The organism is Patescibacteria group bacterium, from assembly GCA_041675205.1.
GTDB lineage: Bacteria > Patescibacteriota > Patescibacteriia > GWA2-46-9 > GWA2-46-9 > JBAYUF01.
The window spans coordinates 40,100-54,269 of the sequence record JBAYUF010000003.1 but is presented as its reverse complement, the minus strand read 5'-3'; the positions used below and the strand labels follow the sequence as shown (position 1 = coordinate 54,269).

Below are 14,170 nucleotides of genomic sequence, written 5' to 3'. Positions count from 1 at the left end.
CCTACCGAGTTGCAACAGCGGTCGCCGCACTACCGTACTCAGCCGCTCCAACCGGGGCGAGGGAAAGCGAGACGGCTTCAGCCTCGATACGATTTAAAGCTTTGGCCGCTGAAATTTCTAATTGAACCGTTTCTAAAGTCGACTGTTCAGCCTCGACCCGTGCTTGGACCCGTGCTAATTCATACCCTCGTGTTGAAACATGATTCGCGAGTACTATATATAACGCAAAAAAACCAGCGCAACTTGCAGCAAGCGCAACGGTGACCACGCGACTATACCTCTGAGTTGATGGAACCGACATAACGCGCTGACGATGCATCATACGATTTTTTCGATAACTCGAAGCTTCGCACTGCGAGCTCGAGGGTTTTGTTTTTGTTCAGTTCGACTTGGAACGATTGGCTTCTTGGTCAAAAGCCGCCAACGACCATTCGGGCACGAACATGACGCACCCTTCGGACAACTGCACTCCATAGCAGCGGCACGGAACGTATTTTTTACAATACGATCTTCAAGCGAGTGAAATGAAATTGCTACGATTCTCCCACCCACCGTGAGCAAATTACGTGCCGCGGTAATACCGCGGGCAATAGCACCAAGTTCGTCGTTCACCACAATGCGAATGGCTTGAAACGTCTTTGTTGCCGGATGTAGTCGACCTCGTCGTGGTAATACTGTTTCTATAATGCGCACCAATTGCCCGGTGGTTTCAAGCTTCGCTTGTCGACGAGCCAGTACAATAGCTTTAGCAATTCTTCTCGACGCACGCTCTTCGCCGTACGCAAAAATGGCATCAGCCAGTTCGACTTCCGAAACACCATTCAGATAGGTGGCGGCCGTCATAGCGCCTGATCGGTCAAGCCGCATGTCCAGCGGGACGTCGGACTGAAAACTGAGTCCAAGCGATGAATCGGCAAGCTGTAAGGAAGAGATACCGAAATCGAAGAGAACGCCATTAATAACTGCCTTGGGATAATCCCGTCGGATGAGCTTCTCCATGGCGTCAAAATTTGCGTTGAAAGGATGAACCCGAGCAAGCGAAGCTGCTGCTGCAATTGCTTGTGGGTCTCTATCAAAAGCAAAAACAATGCCATTTGGCTGCGTTGCCTCAAGCAGTGCTCGAGTGTGCCCACCGCCCCCAAACGTAGCATCGACAATCGTATCATTTGCACTGAGATCCAACTCGCGCAGTACTTCCGATAGTAGAACGGGGTTATGAGTACGCTCCATACCATACTTATAGGTTCACGTTATTCATTGCCTCAGCAATAGCTACACTGTTCTCTTCTGTGCCAGACCGATACCGTGCCCAGGCGTCACTACTCCACAATTCTAATCGGTTATAAAGGCCAGCAACGACAACCTTACGATTCAGACCCGCATAGCTGCGAAGATAGTCAGGCACCATCATCCTTCCTTGCTTATCGACATTTGTTTCCATCGCCCCGGCGAGCATTAATCGAGCGAAGGCACGCGTGTTGGCCTGCGCGATTGGCAATGCTGCTAAACGGTCTGCTAAAACCCGCCACTCAGCTACTGGATAAATAAAAAGGCAGTTGTCGAGGCCGCGCGTCACCACCGCTCCCGCGTGTAATCGGGTTCGAAACTTAACGGGTAGCGCCACTCTCCCCTTTTCGTCCAGCACATGCTGGTACTCACCGAGGAACATGACGGCAGCTGCTTTTACTTTCTTTATCTTCTCCACAGTTTAATAGAGTTATCCCCACTCTTTTCCACTTCAAACCACTTTAACACCATTTTACACCACGATAGCGCAAGCGTCAACCACAGGAGTAACAAATCTTGTTACAAAAAAGCCCCCTATCGGGGGTTAGTACTATAAACGAAGAAGACACCTCAAAAATGGAGTTTTTTCTTTGCTTTTGTAATGTTCGCTGGCCGACTATACAGCGGCCGCACAACGCTGACAGCACGAATTCGATACGAGGCCGCACGCTTTTTAGCAAGTGCTATCGGAAGACCTTCAAGGAAATGAGCAGTATTCATGACCGCCGCTGCCAATCTGGCGCTAGTGAAGGAACCTGTACCGTTTACTAAAGCCAAACCGACCGTAGCACTTGCTGATTGCGCTTTACACTCAAATATAAGATTGGATAATCCAACCTGCCGTAAACGAAGCCGATCAAATAGGGCTACCTCTCGTACAACCTCACCCGCAACTGCCATGACCCTGATGCTCCCGTCGTCAATAGGCTCAAGCACCAGCCACCGTTCACTTTTTTCGCTTCCGACTACCATGTTTCGCAACTACTTTCTTTGCTATCGGTCGCTCAATCGCGTCAACCACCACCAGATGTGGCTTCTCTAGAATTGCATAGAGAAATCGATCACCAACGTTTTTTCTATACTTAAACTCCGCAACGGAAAGAATTGTGTAGTTTAATTCACGACCAATATCTTGTTCGAATGCCCGGAGATACCGTGCGGCCGAACGGGTATTTACTCGACCAACAATTAAAATATCGGTCGCGGCGGCCGGGTCGCCCACGAATAACCCTGCCAAGATAAGGAGGCTAACGGCACCTGAACGCTGCAAACGGTCGATGAGATCTCGCTCGACCAGTAATTGCGCCTTCACAAACAATGCTCGAAATTCGGGATACAGGAGCCAATCAGTATTCACTCGGAAGGTAGCAGCTTCACCAAGTCCCTCTTGAATAATAGCTTTCATAACCACCATGACTCTGAGCGTACGACGATCCCTGAGCGAGGACGCACCCATGCGACGACGCAACTGGGCGAAGGTAAAGGTCTCCTCGGGATGAAATAAAAAAAATTTCAGGAGTCGTAACGACTCCCTGGACCCCATGATGTGCTCAACAGTTGGCATACGATATAGCTGTGATAAGTACCGTGCTGTAGTATACTACAGCACAGCATGCGAGAGCAATCATGGCGTACACAAAAAATACAATTCTTGTAGCCCCCAAGACGGCACTTGATACCGTCGTAGGAAAGGTAACACTGGCAGCAAAAAACGACGGCGGTGAGCTGACGTTCTTTGTTCTGATTAAGGTAAATGAAATCGAACCTCTTGTTCAATGGGTGCGTGGCCTCATTGATTTTACTGTTCGCATGTTTGCTGAAGAATCTGCCAAGCCCGCAGCAACGGTTGACCGGGCATTGGCCGCGACTCGGCAACGTTTGGTCAAAAAGTTACGCCAACTACTGCTTGAAACAAAGTCAGTAAAATATGACGACGTATCTTTTTGTCTTGGCGCGGTAAATGACACGCACATTCACCTAACCCACCGCGGTGACATTGCTGGCTACCTATTGCATGGCCATACGTCAACTGATGGCAGTCGCCACTTCCGTTGGGTTCCCGTTACTGCAACGGGGAAAAGCAAAATGGAAAAGGATACCGGGCTGGCCACCGCCAGTATTGTAAGTGGTACTGGCAGTAAGGGCGACACCTTATTTATGACAACTGAATCAATACTAGACGCATTGGGTTTACCCCGTATCGAAAATATTATTGCTGATGAACCAATCGACGGGGCCAGGGCCGTCCTTGAGCAAGCATTAATGAGTCTTCACGGGCGCATGGGTTTTGGCGCGCTGCTCTTACGTATCGGTGAAACACTGCCAGTGGCAGCTGGTAAAACGGGCGTCACTGCCTCAATGGCATCGTTGGAACAGCAACGGCAAACAACGGCAACCCTTTTAGCGCCGGAGGGGTATCCAGCAATTTCAACCTTAAAGGGTGTACTACGAAAGCGGCCAGGACTACCGCAAGCCGCGAGTGAACAGATTGGCCAGACATTGCGTCTCGTAGCTGGTGCTGTCATACACAGCATGGTTTTACTCGTTACCATACCGGACAGAATTCGTGGCAAAACCATTCCAACTATTTCACAACCGCGAATAACGACTGACCGCTGGAACGCGCTCATGAAAAAGATTTCGCATCACCTTTCACAACTCCCCCGCCGTAGCCAACGCTTACTGATTATCGCGCTTCTCTTTGCCTACCTCTTTAGTCAAACATTGGTGTACTTGGCTGACAGACAAACTCGCCAGCAGACCATAACGCAAAATAATGAGCTTATTACTAGTGCCCAGGACAAACTTGATCGCGCCGAATCAAGCATCATCTTTGGCGACGACACTTCTGCTGCTCAACTTATCGCAGAGGCGACGACGCTCATTACCAATTACCCACAACGCACCACGCGTCAACGTGAAGAGCGAGCGGTGCTCGAAGCGCAACTTAAAAGTATCCGCGAACGAATTGCCAAAGTAACAATTATCTCAGACGCCAAAACCATCGCCGCCATACCTGCCACGATGCTCGCGGCACCCATCGGTATAGTAGCCAGCAAAGATTCGCTCTATGTTTTTCAATCCGACAATGCCGTGGCTGGTTTTACAAACGGCGTCCTCACCAAATTACCAGTCACTTCTGTAAATGTTCCTTCAGTGCGTTCCGTAAAACTTGATGACGCTGAGGGTATTATTCTCATGACAGACGGTCCGGGTCTCGCAACTTTTTCTTCAGAAACAAACACGTTAACCGCTATACCTTTTACAGCGACGTTTCCAAACAGTATCGATGTTGCATTCTATAACGGGCGGCTCTACGCTGTTGTTCCAAGTGAAAAACAAATTTACCGATTTACTAACTCATCGAGCGGCTTCGGCAGTCCGGCGCCGTGGCTCTCTGGTACCGCACCGGCGGAAGTGGCTAACGCCTCAGGAATAGTGGTTGATGGTTCGGTGTATGTACTAAGTCGTTCTGGCAGCATCATTCGTTTCTCCGCCGGCGCTCGTGATACCTGGATTGCTAACGCGCCGGTAGATGCCAGCGGAGATTTCAAAAAACTTATTGGCCGAGCACAATCACCATACCTCTACGCGCTTGATGCAAGCCAACACCGTATTGTAATTTGGGAAAAATCTTCAGGAAAATTACTTCATCAGTACGCTTTAGCGGACAGAGAGATTCGTGATTTCAGTATTTCAAACGACGGTCGTACGCTATACCTTCTCAGCGACTCAACTATTTTAGAAGTGCCACTGGGACAATAATAAAAAGAACCCCGACAAGTCGGGGTTCTTTTTATTGGAAAAATCCTTTTACTTGTACGTAACCTTACCGCCTGCCTCTTCAATTTTCTTCTTAATAACGTCGGCTTCAGCCTTCGGCACACCTTCCTTAACAATCTGTGGCGCACCATCAACGAGGTCCTTTGCCTCCTTGAGGCCCTTCTCTGTAATCTCTCGAACCACTTTAATAACGCCGATTTTGTTCGTACCAGCTTCAGTGAGTTCAATGTTTACCGTTGCTGGTGCATCATCCCCAGCGTCAGCTGCAGCGGGAGCAGCCGCACCCGCCATCATCATTGGGGCAGCCGAAGACACACCGAACTTCTTCTCTAAAATCTTCACGAGTTCCGCAAGGTCGATAACCGACATACCGGAAATCGTTTCTACGAACTCTTTAAACTTCGCGGGAACTTCGACCTCTGAATCCTTTGCGGTTTCTTCAGACATATTTTTACAGAAAGTAAATAAAGTAATGACAAATTATGATTTGGTCTGCGCAATTGCCGAAAGCACTTGCACGAGTGACCGGCTAGGACCAGACAAAACACCCAAGGTGCCACGTAATGGCGCCGCCAGTGAACCAACCAGCTTAGCAATAAGCTCTTCTTTGCTTGGCAACATGGCCAAACCTTTTACGTCGGCAACTGACAAAAGATGCCAGCCACTTGGCGTCGACATCAGACCACCAGAAAACTGAAGCTTATCGTGCGTCTTCGCAAAACCGCTAATAACTTTTGCTGGGGCAAGCTCATCCTCGGAACCAAAAATCACGGCAACGTTACCCTGAATTTGTTTTGGATCAGCCGTTATGCCAACCGCTTCGAAAGCCCTTTTGAGGAGCGTCTTTTTAGCAACGAGATACGTAACGCCCTTAACTTGGCACTCTCGTCGTAGCGCGCTCACCTCGCCGACAGTCAGACCGGCAAAGTTTGCAAATACAACACCCTTGGCCTTTTGCGCTTCGGCAACTAAAGCTTCAATTTCTTCGTGCTTTTTTTCTCGTGTTTTTGGCATAATGGTATAAAAAAACAACGGATTAGCCGCTGCTGAGGTGCCGTACAGTTCGTACGGATCTGCCTCGGTAGGCCCTTATCGGCTTAAATCCTTGATGGATACCTACGGTCTCTGGCTACTGAGCTAGAATAGATGACGCTGTGAAAACTGTCAATATACTACCCCAAACGAGTACCAACGAAAGATTTGCCTTGTATAGCGCGACGCACGTTTACTAGCTTTCGGCCATCCATAATATTGGCCGCTATACCCAGTTTCTCTGCTAAGGCGGCGGCTTTTGGATCAAATGGCGAATTAAGGCGTGGCGTCCAATGGTTTCCCACAATGCGACGGTACGCCGGCCAAGAAAGTTTTGACAGCGGTACGGCCGACTTATCGCGTTTCGGATCAGCACTATAGACATGCGTGATGTTAGAAAGGTTCAAAACCAGCTTCGACTGAAGTCGCTTGGCCCACAGCACGGCATCAAGATCAGACGAACAACCTGGCTTATACGCCGCGCCGATGATAATTCGCTCTTTCGGCAGTTGCTTCAAGTCCGCTGGATTCGCGATTACGCTTGCATACGCTTGTGAACCAAAGGCTGACCGCAGCAATTCGGCATTCAACGTTAATGACCGAATCCCAATCCAATCAAGGTCGTCGTCAGTTGGTTTACCTATTGCTTTCGCGGCTGCGTTATAGATCCGATTGGTATTACCACCGCCACAAATTATAGCGAATCGACGACTCGGAAATGACAAGAGTAATGTGCGAAACCGTCGAAGGAAGCTAACCGAAATAGCATCTGGAACTATAATCGAACCACCAAGAGAAATGACACTCCAGTTATTCATAGTGCTTACTGTCCGTTAAAATACTGACGCTTATTTGCTAGGTGCTCAGCGTATGTTTCAGCAAAATGCGTTACCCCTGATTTGTCTGTCAAAAAGTACCACTCTTTTGTTGTGGCGGGATACACGGCGGCCCGAATAGCGGCAAGACCTGGATTGCTAATGGGTGTTGGTGGCAATCCGGGATTACGATAGGTATTATACGGAGACGTCGCCCCAACTTGCTCGAGGCTTAGGCGCTCGGAACGTTCGTTCTCAGGCAACACATAGTTAAGCGTCGCGTCTGATTGTAATAATTCACCGGCGGCTAGCCGGTTCATAAACACTCCGGCCGCGCGTGGTAAATCTTCCTGATGTTTTATTTCTCGTTCTAAAATACTCGCCAAAATTAACGTTTCATATACCGTGCCGCCACGAGCCGCAACCGCTTCGCGCATTTCAGACGTGAACTTTTGATCTAGCGTGCTGAGCATCTTAGCAATTACCTCGTCTGCACTTGCCCCTTTATAAATTCGATAACTATCTGGAAAAAGATAGCCTTCAAGTGAAGCACTGGCCGGTTTGTCCGACATAACAGACACGGTGGCGTGCGCCGCTTGGCGATTCACCGCTTTTAAAAAATCGTCCTCATTAACGACCCCTTGCGTCGCCAAGTAGTGCGCTACCTCACTGACCGTCCATCCTTCAATCACCGTGATGGTTCGCTCATTGAACGTTGGGTTACCATCGAGAAGCACGTAGGCAAGTTCCCGTACATTAAGGTTTCGTGGTAGTTCGTACTCCCCTGCTTTAATTGATTTCGACCAACCACGTAGCCACACATAGACTTGAAAAGCACGTGGATTGGTAACAACACCTGACCGTGCCAGTGTATCGCTAATTGTTCTCAAACTACTGCCCGAGGGAATTGCGACCATAACTGTCGCTTCACCATTCCCCGCTGGACGCAACAACGTATTAGTAAAGTTACCGAGATACAAAAGAAGCGCAAATACCAATGCGCCTACCGCAAGAAAAAATAAAGAAAAAGACCGAGCCGTCTTCATGGTTACTGTTTGTCGTGACCGCCGAGCGCGCTGAGCGCTAGTGATAACGCTGCAACGTGTACCATACTCACAAAATCCGGGTTCTTAAGTAACTCGGGCAGTGCGGCGACCGTTACCAGCTCTACCTCGGTATGTTCATCCGGAATATACTGCGGCGCAGTAATACGTTCTCCGTCAGTTCCTAAATACACCGTCACTTTAGCCGCGGCCGTTGACGGCGCCAATATAAATGTGCCAAGCGGCTCGACACGATCAACAGAAAAACCTGTTTCCTCCATCAACTCGCGTCGCATGGCCTCAACAGCATTGATATCATGCCGACTAATATATCCGCCGGGAAACTCTAACGTCGTGGCACCAAGACCATGACGATACTGTCGGACGAGCACAACGTTATTGTCTTTCGTGACGCAACACATAATAACCGCGTCCGGCTCTTCGCGAACAAAATAATCTTGAATAATAGTGCCATCGGGTACCTGACAAATGTCTTTGCGTAATCGATACTTTTCATTCTCAACAACGTAGTCTGACTGCAAAATTTTCCAGGGTTTTATTTCGCTCATAGTGAGTAGAAAGTAACGAAATTGTGGTCTTCCGTCAACGGTTCAGTTTAAATCTCATAAATAACGTCTTTCCGCTCCACAATCACTGGCCACGAATGAGACTTCGCCTGTTCACGTAATCCTGACGTAGGATTAAAAGCAATCGGATGGGTAACAACAGACAAGAAACTCACGTCGGTTTCAGTGTCTCCCACGCCCCAAGAATCATCGAGCGATAAACCAGCCTCCGCTAAGTATTCCCTCAAAATCTTTTCCTTATCGTCTACTGAACGACGATCCAAAACCTGACCGGTATATCGACCAGCCGTATCAACTTCATAAACAGTGCCCCATGTTTTATCAAAGCCAAAGTAGTGACCGAAAGGTTGCACCATTTCTGCGGGTGAACCCGAGATAGCCAAAAGCGAGTGCGTTGGCGCCAGCCTGTGCACTAAATCCCGTGTATAGCGGTACACGCGATTTCGATGACGCAAAAAAACAAGATCAGCAACAGCGGCGACATATCGCTGCTCGGTCCCGCGTATATATCGGGCATGCATGGCGACCACCTGGCTGATATAGTCGTCATAGGAGCCGCGTCGTTCAACCCACGCTTCATACGCGTCAAGAATTTCTACCGTCGATTTTTGTGGCAATACGCCAGCCCGAACCAATCCTTTGTTAAACTCAATCAGAAGACTGGAACGAAAAATTGTTCCGTCAATATCAAAAATCGCAACTTTATTTGTCTTCATTGCCCTATCCTATCACACCCACTCATCGCTGGCATATCGGGCAGCACACGGTTCCCCTACCGGCCACTCGAAACCGTTCAAGTGGGGTGCCACAATTTCGACACGGTTTTCCGCCTCGGCCATACACTGCGATGTATGGCCAATATCGCCCATCACGAGCATCATCTCTCCGATACGTACTTCGCATTGTCCCCCGTAGTCGAACGCTGCGCTGAAGAATTGCACGAATGCTACGCCACAAGCGCTGCTGGTCGTTCTGCGTTAGTGACTGGACTTGACGTTCGGGTCGAAGACCCGCTCGAAAGCATATTTCGTCCGCATAAATATTTCCAACACCAGCCAGAACCGATTGATCTAAAAGGGCAGCTTTAAGTGACGTACGAGAACGTCTTGCAAGCTGCGACGTCAAACGCGCTCGGGTGAAATTTTTGGCTAGCGGTTCAGGGCCAAAACGTTGTACTACCTCGTCAGAGGCGGCTAGGGTGAGTATTTTTGCATACCCGAACTGCCGCTGGTCATTAAAATAGAGCTCGCCCTTATTCCGAAACCGAAACAGTAACTGGGTATACGAATTCGGAACCGCTGTCGCGCCGAGAATGGCATGTCCGCCAACAACGAGCACCCGTCCTCTGCGATACACCAACTGACCGGTCATTTTCAAATGTACATGCAGCCGCAACCCACTCGCTACGTCTAGTATGAGCAGCTTACCGCGCCGGTTGACCGCCGTAATACGCTGACCTTTCAGTAAGCGGGAGAAAGATTTGGCTGGCGAAACCATTTTCCTATTACCGACAGAAACACTCTCAATTACTTCGCCGATAATCCGTCGTGACAGATCGCAACGAAGCGTTTCAACCTCAGGAAGTTCAGGCATGGGTTAGCTAATAAGCGACGTACCGGTCATGCCCTCTGGCTTAGGTAGGCGCAGAAGCTCAAGAACTGTCGGCGCAATATCAGCGAGAATGCCAGGCCGAAGTGATTGGCGATTCGCTCGCAGCTGCTCACTCACGACAATGCAAGGTACTGGCGAAGTGGTATGTTCGGTGAATGGTTGACCGTCAGGAGTGCGCATGATTTCAGCATTACCATGGTCAGCGGTAATAAGAACTGTTCCGTGTTTTTTTAAAGCAGCGTTCACTATTCTCCCGAGACACCGATCAATACATTCCACCCCACGCACCGCCGCGGCTATGTTTTCCGTATGCCCCAGCATATCGGCGTTCGCAAAATTAACAACAATGAACTCAGTTTTTTCTGTAGCGATTGATGACAAAACTGCGTCGGTAATTTCTACCGCAGCCATATCTGGCGCTGTATCGTAATGCAAGACGTCAGGCGAAGAAATGCGAATACGCTCTTCACCAGCAACCGGGCCAGCATGGCCACCATTAAAAAAGTAGGTCACGTGGGCAAATTTTTCACTCTCTCCAATATAACACTGCCGTAGTAACTGCAGCGCAAAAGGCAAACTCTCGGCCACGGTGATTTCAGGATAACCAAACTTCACCTTCGTCAGTTCAGGGCCATAATCAGTCAGCGTAACGAACGCCAGGTTGGCAAGTAGACGTCGGGCAAAGGCCGGCTGGTTTTTTACTTCAAAGTCAGGTTGCACAAACGCTTTTGTTAATTGTCGAGCCCGATCGGCTCGAAAATTAAAAAACAGCACCCCATCTCCGTCTTGAACGCAACCGTCGACGTCGATAACTGTCGGCGTAATAAACTCGTCTGTTTCACCGCGCGCGTACGCTGCGGCAATTGCCGAGGCTGCGCTGTCGGCCTGTGCACCGCGACCATCGACGAGCATGTTGTACGCAGCTGCTGTTCTCGACCAATCATTCTTACGATCCATTGCATACGCTCGCCCACAAATCGAAGCAATGCGCTCACTGGGGTGCAGGTCAAACGCATTCAAAAAATCTGCTGCGGCGCGCGGCGACGAATCGCGGCCATCTGTAAAGAGATGAAAAAAAACGGAAACACCCGCATCACGGCATAACTGTCGGAGTGCCACCAGGTGCGACGGATGGCTATGCGGGCTTTGGTCACTTGATAACAATCCCATCAAATGCACTCGGCGCGTGCCGCTTGTAACATGATGAAGCAAGGAAGAAAACGCTGGATTAGTAAAAAAAGAACCATCTTCAATAGCGTCAGAAATAATACGCACTTGCTGCTTCACAATTCGACCACCACCAAGATTCATGTGACCAGCTTCGGAGTTTCCAGCCGCATTGTGTAACAAACCAACTGCGTCCCCCGAAGCGGTAACTGTCGTTGCTGGATAACGCTCAATAAGCGCATCATAGGTTGGCTTATGAGCAAGGGCGATAGCGTTCCCCGGCCCGGCTGGTGCAATACCCCACCCATCGAGGATTACTAAAACGAACGGCTGTCGAGCAATCATAAACCAAGTGACACCGCCAATTCGTTTAAGCGATTGTACTGACCAACATGTTCAAAGCGACTGGTGGTGCCGAGACGAATATACTCAGCGCCAATGGCCACCGCGACATCAACCGCGACAGGATCAGTGCTGTCAGTTGCGGCGGCAACTAAACGATCAAGGCCAGCCCCTTTGGCACGAACAGCAAAACGCACAGCGTCAGAAAGTGTTGGCGCCAAGTCCATGTTCACAACGACGCCATGAATTGCATCGCTCGTCGCCGCCGCCACCAACGCCGTGTCGCTCAACGATACCGCCCGGTCAGCCATAAATTGTGTATTCGGTAACTGCTGTCGACCGCTTCGCCACTGCTCCCAACTGTCCGTACGAAATGGGTCTTCCAGCATGCCCAGTGGATACCGACGAGCAAGTTCACCGTACGCCGCCCCTAAAGCCCCCGTATCGAGTACTAGCTGGTCGTTATTCCCCGATTGCAGAACGCCCAAATGAGGTGCAAAAAATATGTGCGGTTCTCGCCGCAGACCAAAACGAATATCAGCTTCATCGATGCCAGCCGTATGTCGAGCGAGCACCAAGGCATCGAGCGCGTCGCGTACCCCAATGTCGGGGGTATGCCAACCGCCCGTCGAACTCACCACAGGCACGTGCCCAATACTGTGCAGTGATCGTGGTAAAAAAGTAAACAGACGACGACCGGCGGTTAATAGTTGTGAAATCGAACGACGCGCACCGCGGGCCGGGCGTGGATTAATTGCAAAGGTCACTAAACCACCGACTTCACCTTGCCCAAAGGCATCAAAGACAGGTGTTGGCGCATGCCAACCCGGTCCCGCGAATGGCGCAAATTCTCGCAAATGCGCTGCCAATTCACGGCCAGTCGCGTTGGCACCAGCTCGAGCAATGGCTGTGGAAATTGCCCTGGTAACCGAGAGTGGCGTTGTCTGTTTCAGAGATGAGCGCACAGCGGTAAGTCTATCGTCAACCGCAGTCTGGTCAGTAGCGTTACAACCCAAGAGCCCATTATGAAATGTCTTATTTATGCTATTCGCTATGTCAACCGCAACATGGTGCGGCAACGCAACTACGGCGACGCCACGGTGACCAACCAACGTCTCGGCCACCACAGTAACGCCGTCAGTATGGTCCACGGTAAAAACAGGATGCGCTGAGAGTCGCCGAATACCAAAAATATCCATAGACTTACTTTACTCCAAGAGCCACTAAGCCCGGAAGAGGTTTGTTCGCTAAGTAGGTCAGCATGGCGCCCCCTGCCGTTGAACAGTAATCAAGATCACCACGAATACCAAGCTGATCAAACAGGCCAACCGTGTCACCACCACCAACCACACCGTACGCTAATCCTCGAGAGCGACCGGCGACTAACCGGGCAATAGCTTTTGTGCCTTGATCAAAGGGGGGCACTTCAACCATACCCAACGGACCGTTCCAAAGTATCGTCTCGGCCTTTTTAATAAACGTCGCATACAGTCGTGTCGTCTCTGGTCCAATGTCAAAAATGGTTTCCGTAGGGGCAACGGTCTCTCCGCGAGCAAAACGAACCAAACGATACGGACCATTGCTTCGCTTAGCCACAACAACATCAAGCGGGACCTGCAACAATGCACCCCGTACGCCCGCATACCGTACTCGCTTCAATAAGACTGACTTCAAGGCACGGGGCGGCCGAGAAAGAAAAGCAGATTTTCCAATACCGACGCCTCGCAGTCGCAAACAGGTATTCGCCACCGCGCCACCAACGAGTATTGCTTTGGCCTCGGCTGCTAGCTGCACAAGCATTGGTACTTTGTCCTCAACTTTTACCCCACCAATCAGCAAAACGAACGGTTGTGTCGGTTTGGCGGCTACATCCTGCAATGCGTTAAGTTCTTTCGCAAACTCCCAGCCGATATAGTGAGGTATATATTTTGGCACGCCGGCAATAGATGCGTGTGCGCGATGCGAGTTTGATATGCACTCATTCACATACACGTCTCCAAGAGTCGCTAACCACTTGGCCAAGCCTTTATCATTTGCTTCCTCGCCTTTGAGAAAGCGCAAATTTTCTAAAAAAAGAATATTTCTATTGCGAAGTCGACGCACTGCCGTTTCAACCGTGGGGTGATTCCAACTACTGACAAACGTAACGTCGCCCACGTCTGAAGGTAAAAGTTGCCGTAGTCGCTCTGCCACTGGCTTAAGCGATAAGGCCGACTGTACACGACCTTTCGGTCGACCGAGGTGACCAAGAAGAATAACTTTCGCATTTGCCCGCAGTAACCGAACAACGGTCGGCAATGCTTCACGTAATCTCGAATCGTCGGTCACCCGATTACCAACCAGAGGAACGTCGGCGGCGATGCGAACCAACACTCGCCGTCCAGCCAGCTTTGCATCATCGGTTATTGTCGGTAACGACCTTTTCATTTAAACCATTGTAGCACAAGGGGTTCTCTCGGCAGCAAAAAATCCGCCCCGAGAACTCGGGAGCGGATGGCAACAA

Annotated in this window: 16 protein-coding genes; 1 reads left to right on the top strand and 15 read right to left on the bottom strand. The window is 50.0% G+C overall.

Going from position 1 to position 14,170, the window contains the following annotated elements; all coding sequences use genetic code 11:
* Position 1 precedes the first annotated feature (1 nt).
* From WC052_02435 to WC052_02415, 5 genes are all read right to left on the bottom strand, one after another.
* On the bottom strand, positions 2 to 301 hold the full coding sequence (locus tag WC052_02435; protein ID MFA7286495.1) for a hypothetical protein: 300 nt from the start codon (positions 299 to 301) through the stop codon (positions 2 to 4).
* Positions 302 to 318: 17 nt separating this feature from the next.
* Positions 319 to 1,230 carry a 16S rRNA (cytosine(1402)-N(4))-methyltransferase RsmH gene (gene rsmH / locus WC052_02430; GenBank protein ID MFA7286494.1) on the bottom strand — a complete coding sequence of 304 codons (912 nt, stop codon included), beginning with the start codon at positions 1,228 to 1,230 and terminating at the stop codon, positions 319 to 321.
* Positions 1,231 to 1,237: 7 nt separating this feature from the next.
* A complete protein-coding gene (gene mraZ / locus WC052_02425; GenBank protein ID MFA7286493.1) occupies positions 1,238 to 1,705 on the bottom strand; it encodes a division/cell wall cluster transcriptional repressor MraZ in 468 nt (155 codons plus the stop codon).
* A gap of 152 nt (positions 1,706 to 1,857) precedes the next feature.
* Positions 1,858 to 2,259: a hypothetical protein gene (locus WC052_02420; GenBank protein ID MFA7286492.1), complete on the bottom strand. Its 402-nt coding sequence runs from the start codon at positions 2,257 to 2,259 to the stop codon at positions 1,858 to 1,860.
* Positions 2,234 to 2,851 (bottom strand): hypothetical protein, encoded by a 618-nt coding sequence (locus WC052_02415; protein ID MFA7286491.1) that lies wholly within the window; start codon positions 2,849 to 2,851, stop codon positions 2,234 to 2,236. Before WC052_02415 ends, WC052_02420 begins: the two co-directional genes overlap by 26 nt.
* A 62-nt stretch (positions 2,852 to 2,913) precedes the next feature.
* Between WC052_02415 and WC052_02410 the strand changes: the two genes are divergently transcribed.
* Complete coding sequence (locus tag WC052_02410; GenBank protein MFA7286490.1) at positions 2,914 to 5,052, top strand: hypothetical protein; 2,139 nt, start codon at positions 2,914 to 2,916, stop codon at positions 5,050 to 5,052.
* A 48-nt stretch (positions 5,053 to 5,100) separates the two neighbouring features.
* Here WC052_02410 and rplL read toward each other — a convergent pair whose 3' ends face one another.
* The 10 genes from rplL to pgk all read right to left on the bottom strand — a co-directional run bounded on the left by rplL (position 5,101) and on the right by pgk (position 14,094).
* Positions 5,101 to 5,517 carry a 50S ribosomal protein L7/L12 gene (gene rplL, locus WC052_02405; GenBank protein MFA7286489.1) on the bottom strand — a complete coding sequence of 139 codons (417 nt, stop codon included), beginning with the start codon at positions 5,515 to 5,517 and terminating at the stop codon, positions 5,101 to 5,103.
* 33 nt (positions 5,518 to 5,550) lie between these two features.
* Entirely contained in the window at positions 5,551 to 6,084 is a 534-nt protein-coding gene (gene rplJ, locus WC052_02400; protein ID MFA7286488.1) for a 50S ribosomal protein L10, read from the bottom strand.
* A 158-nt stretch (positions 6,085 to 6,242) separates the two neighbouring features.
* Positions 6,243 to 6,920 (bottom strand): UMP kinase, encoded by a 678-nt coding sequence (locus tag WC052_02395; GenBank protein MFA7286487.1) that lies wholly within the window; start codon positions 6,918 to 6,920, stop codon positions 6,243 to 6,245.
* Between the two features lie 5 nt (positions 6,921 to 6,925).
* Entirely contained in the window at positions 6,926 to 7,963 is a 1,038-nt protein-coding gene (gene mltG, locus WC052_02390) for an endolytic transglycosylase MltG (GenBank protein ID MFA7286486.1), read from the bottom strand.
* A gap of 2 nt (positions 7,964 to 7,965) precedes the next feature.
* The gene (locus WC052_02385) at positions 7,966 to 8,529 is read right to left on the bottom strand and encodes an NUDIX hydrolase (GenBank protein ID MFA7286485.1); all 564 of its coding nucleotides are present in this window, start codon (positions 8,527 to 8,529) and stop codon (positions 7,966 to 7,968) included.
* 47 nt (positions 8,530 to 8,576) lie between these two features.
* Positions 8,577 to 9,263 carry an HAD family phosphatase gene (locus tag WC052_02380; GenBank protein ID MFA7286484.1) on the bottom strand — a complete coding sequence of 229 codons (687 nt, stop codon included), beginning with the start codon at positions 9,261 to 9,263 and terminating at the stop codon, positions 8,577 to 8,579.
* A gap of 22 nt (positions 9,264 to 9,285) precedes the next feature.
* Complete coding sequence (mutM, locus tag WC052_02375) at positions 9,286 to 10,140, bottom strand: bifunctional DNA-formamidopyrimidine glycosylase/DNA-(apurinic or apyrimidinic site) lyase (protein ID MFA7286483.1); 855 nt, start codon at positions 10,138 to 10,140, stop codon at positions 9,286 to 9,288.
* Between the two features lie 3 nt (positions 10,141 to 10,143).
* The gene (gpmI, locus tag WC052_02370; GenBank protein ID MFA7286482.1) at positions 10,144 to 11,670 is read right to left on the bottom strand and encodes a 2,3-bisphosphoglycerate-independent phosphoglycerate mutase; all 1,527 of its coding nucleotides are present in this window, start codon (positions 11,668 to 11,670) and stop codon (positions 10,144 to 10,146) included.
* Positions 11,667 to 12,866 carry a hypothetical protein gene (locus WC052_02365; GenBank protein ID MFA7286481.1) on the bottom strand — a complete coding sequence of 400 codons (1,200 nt, stop codon included), beginning with the start codon at positions 12,864 to 12,866 and terminating at the stop codon, positions 11,667 to 11,669. Before WC052_02365 ends, gpmI begins: the two co-directional genes overlap by 4 nt.
* 4 nt (positions 12,867 to 12,870) lie before the next feature.
* Positions 12,871 to 14,094: a phosphoglycerate kinase gene (gene pgk / locus WC052_02360; protein ID MFA7286480.1), complete on the bottom strand. Its 1,224-nt coding sequence runs from the start codon at positions 14,092 to 14,094 to the stop codon at positions 12,871 to 12,873.
* Positions 14,095 to 14,170 lie beyond the last annotated feature (76 nt).

Coding starts and splice junctions, on each gene's coding strand:
- WC052_02365 (MFA7286481.1), bottom strand. CDS start 12,866: ATGGATATTTTTGGTATTCGGCGACTCTCAGCGCATCCTGTTTTTACC.
- rplJ (MFA7286488.1), bottom strand. CDS start 6,084: ATGCCAAAAACACGAGAAAAAAAGCACGAAGAAATTGAAGCTTTAGTT.
- WC052_02410 (MFA7286490.1), top strand. CDS start 2,914: ATGGCGTACACAAAAAATACAATTCTTGTAGCCCCCAAGACGGCACTT.
- mutM (MFA7286483.1), bottom strand. CDS start 10,140: ATGCCTGAACTTCCTGAGGTTGAAACGCTTCGTTGCGATCTGTCACGA.
- mltG (MFA7286486.1), bottom strand. CDS start 7,963: ATGAAGACGGCTCGGTCTTTTTCTTTATTTTTTCTTGCGGTAGGCGCA.
- pgk (MFA7286480.1), bottom strand. CDS start 14,094: ATGAAAAGGTCGTTACCGACAATAACCGATGATGCAAAGCTGGCTGGA.
- WC052_02385 (MFA7286485.1), bottom strand. CDS start 8,529: ATGAGCGAAATAAAACCCTGGAAAATTTTGCAGTCAGACTACGTTGTT.
- WC052_02415 (MFA7286491.1), bottom strand. CDS start 2,851: ATGCCAACTGTTGAGCACATCATGGGGTCCAGGGAGTCGTTACGACTC.
- WC052_02380 (MFA7286484.1), bottom strand. CDS start 9,263: ATGAAGACAAATAAAGTTGCGATTTTTGATATTGACGGAACAATTTTT.
- WC052_02435 (MFA7286495.1), bottom strand. CDS start 301: ATGTCGGTTCCATCAACTCAGAGGTATAGTCGCGTGGTCACCGTTGCG.
- gpmI (MFA7286482.1), bottom strand. CDS start 11,670: ATGATTGCTCGACAGCCGTTCGTTTTAGTAATCCTCGATGGGTGGGGT.
- rsmH (MFA7286494.1), bottom strand. CDS start 1,230: ATGGAGCGTACTCATAACCCCGTTCTACTATCGGAAGTACTGCGCGAG.
- rplL (MFA7286489.1), bottom strand. CDS start 5,517: ATGTCTGAAGAAACCGCAAAGGATTCAGAGGTCGAAGTTCCCGCGAAG.
- WC052_02395 (MFA7286487.1), bottom strand. CDS start 6,920: ATGAATAACTGGAGTGTCATTTCTCTTGGTGGTTCGATTATAGTTCCA.
- WC052_02420 (MFA7286492.1), bottom strand. CDS start 2,259: ATGGTAGTCGGAAGCGAAAAAAGTGAACGGTGGCTGGTGCTTGAGCCT.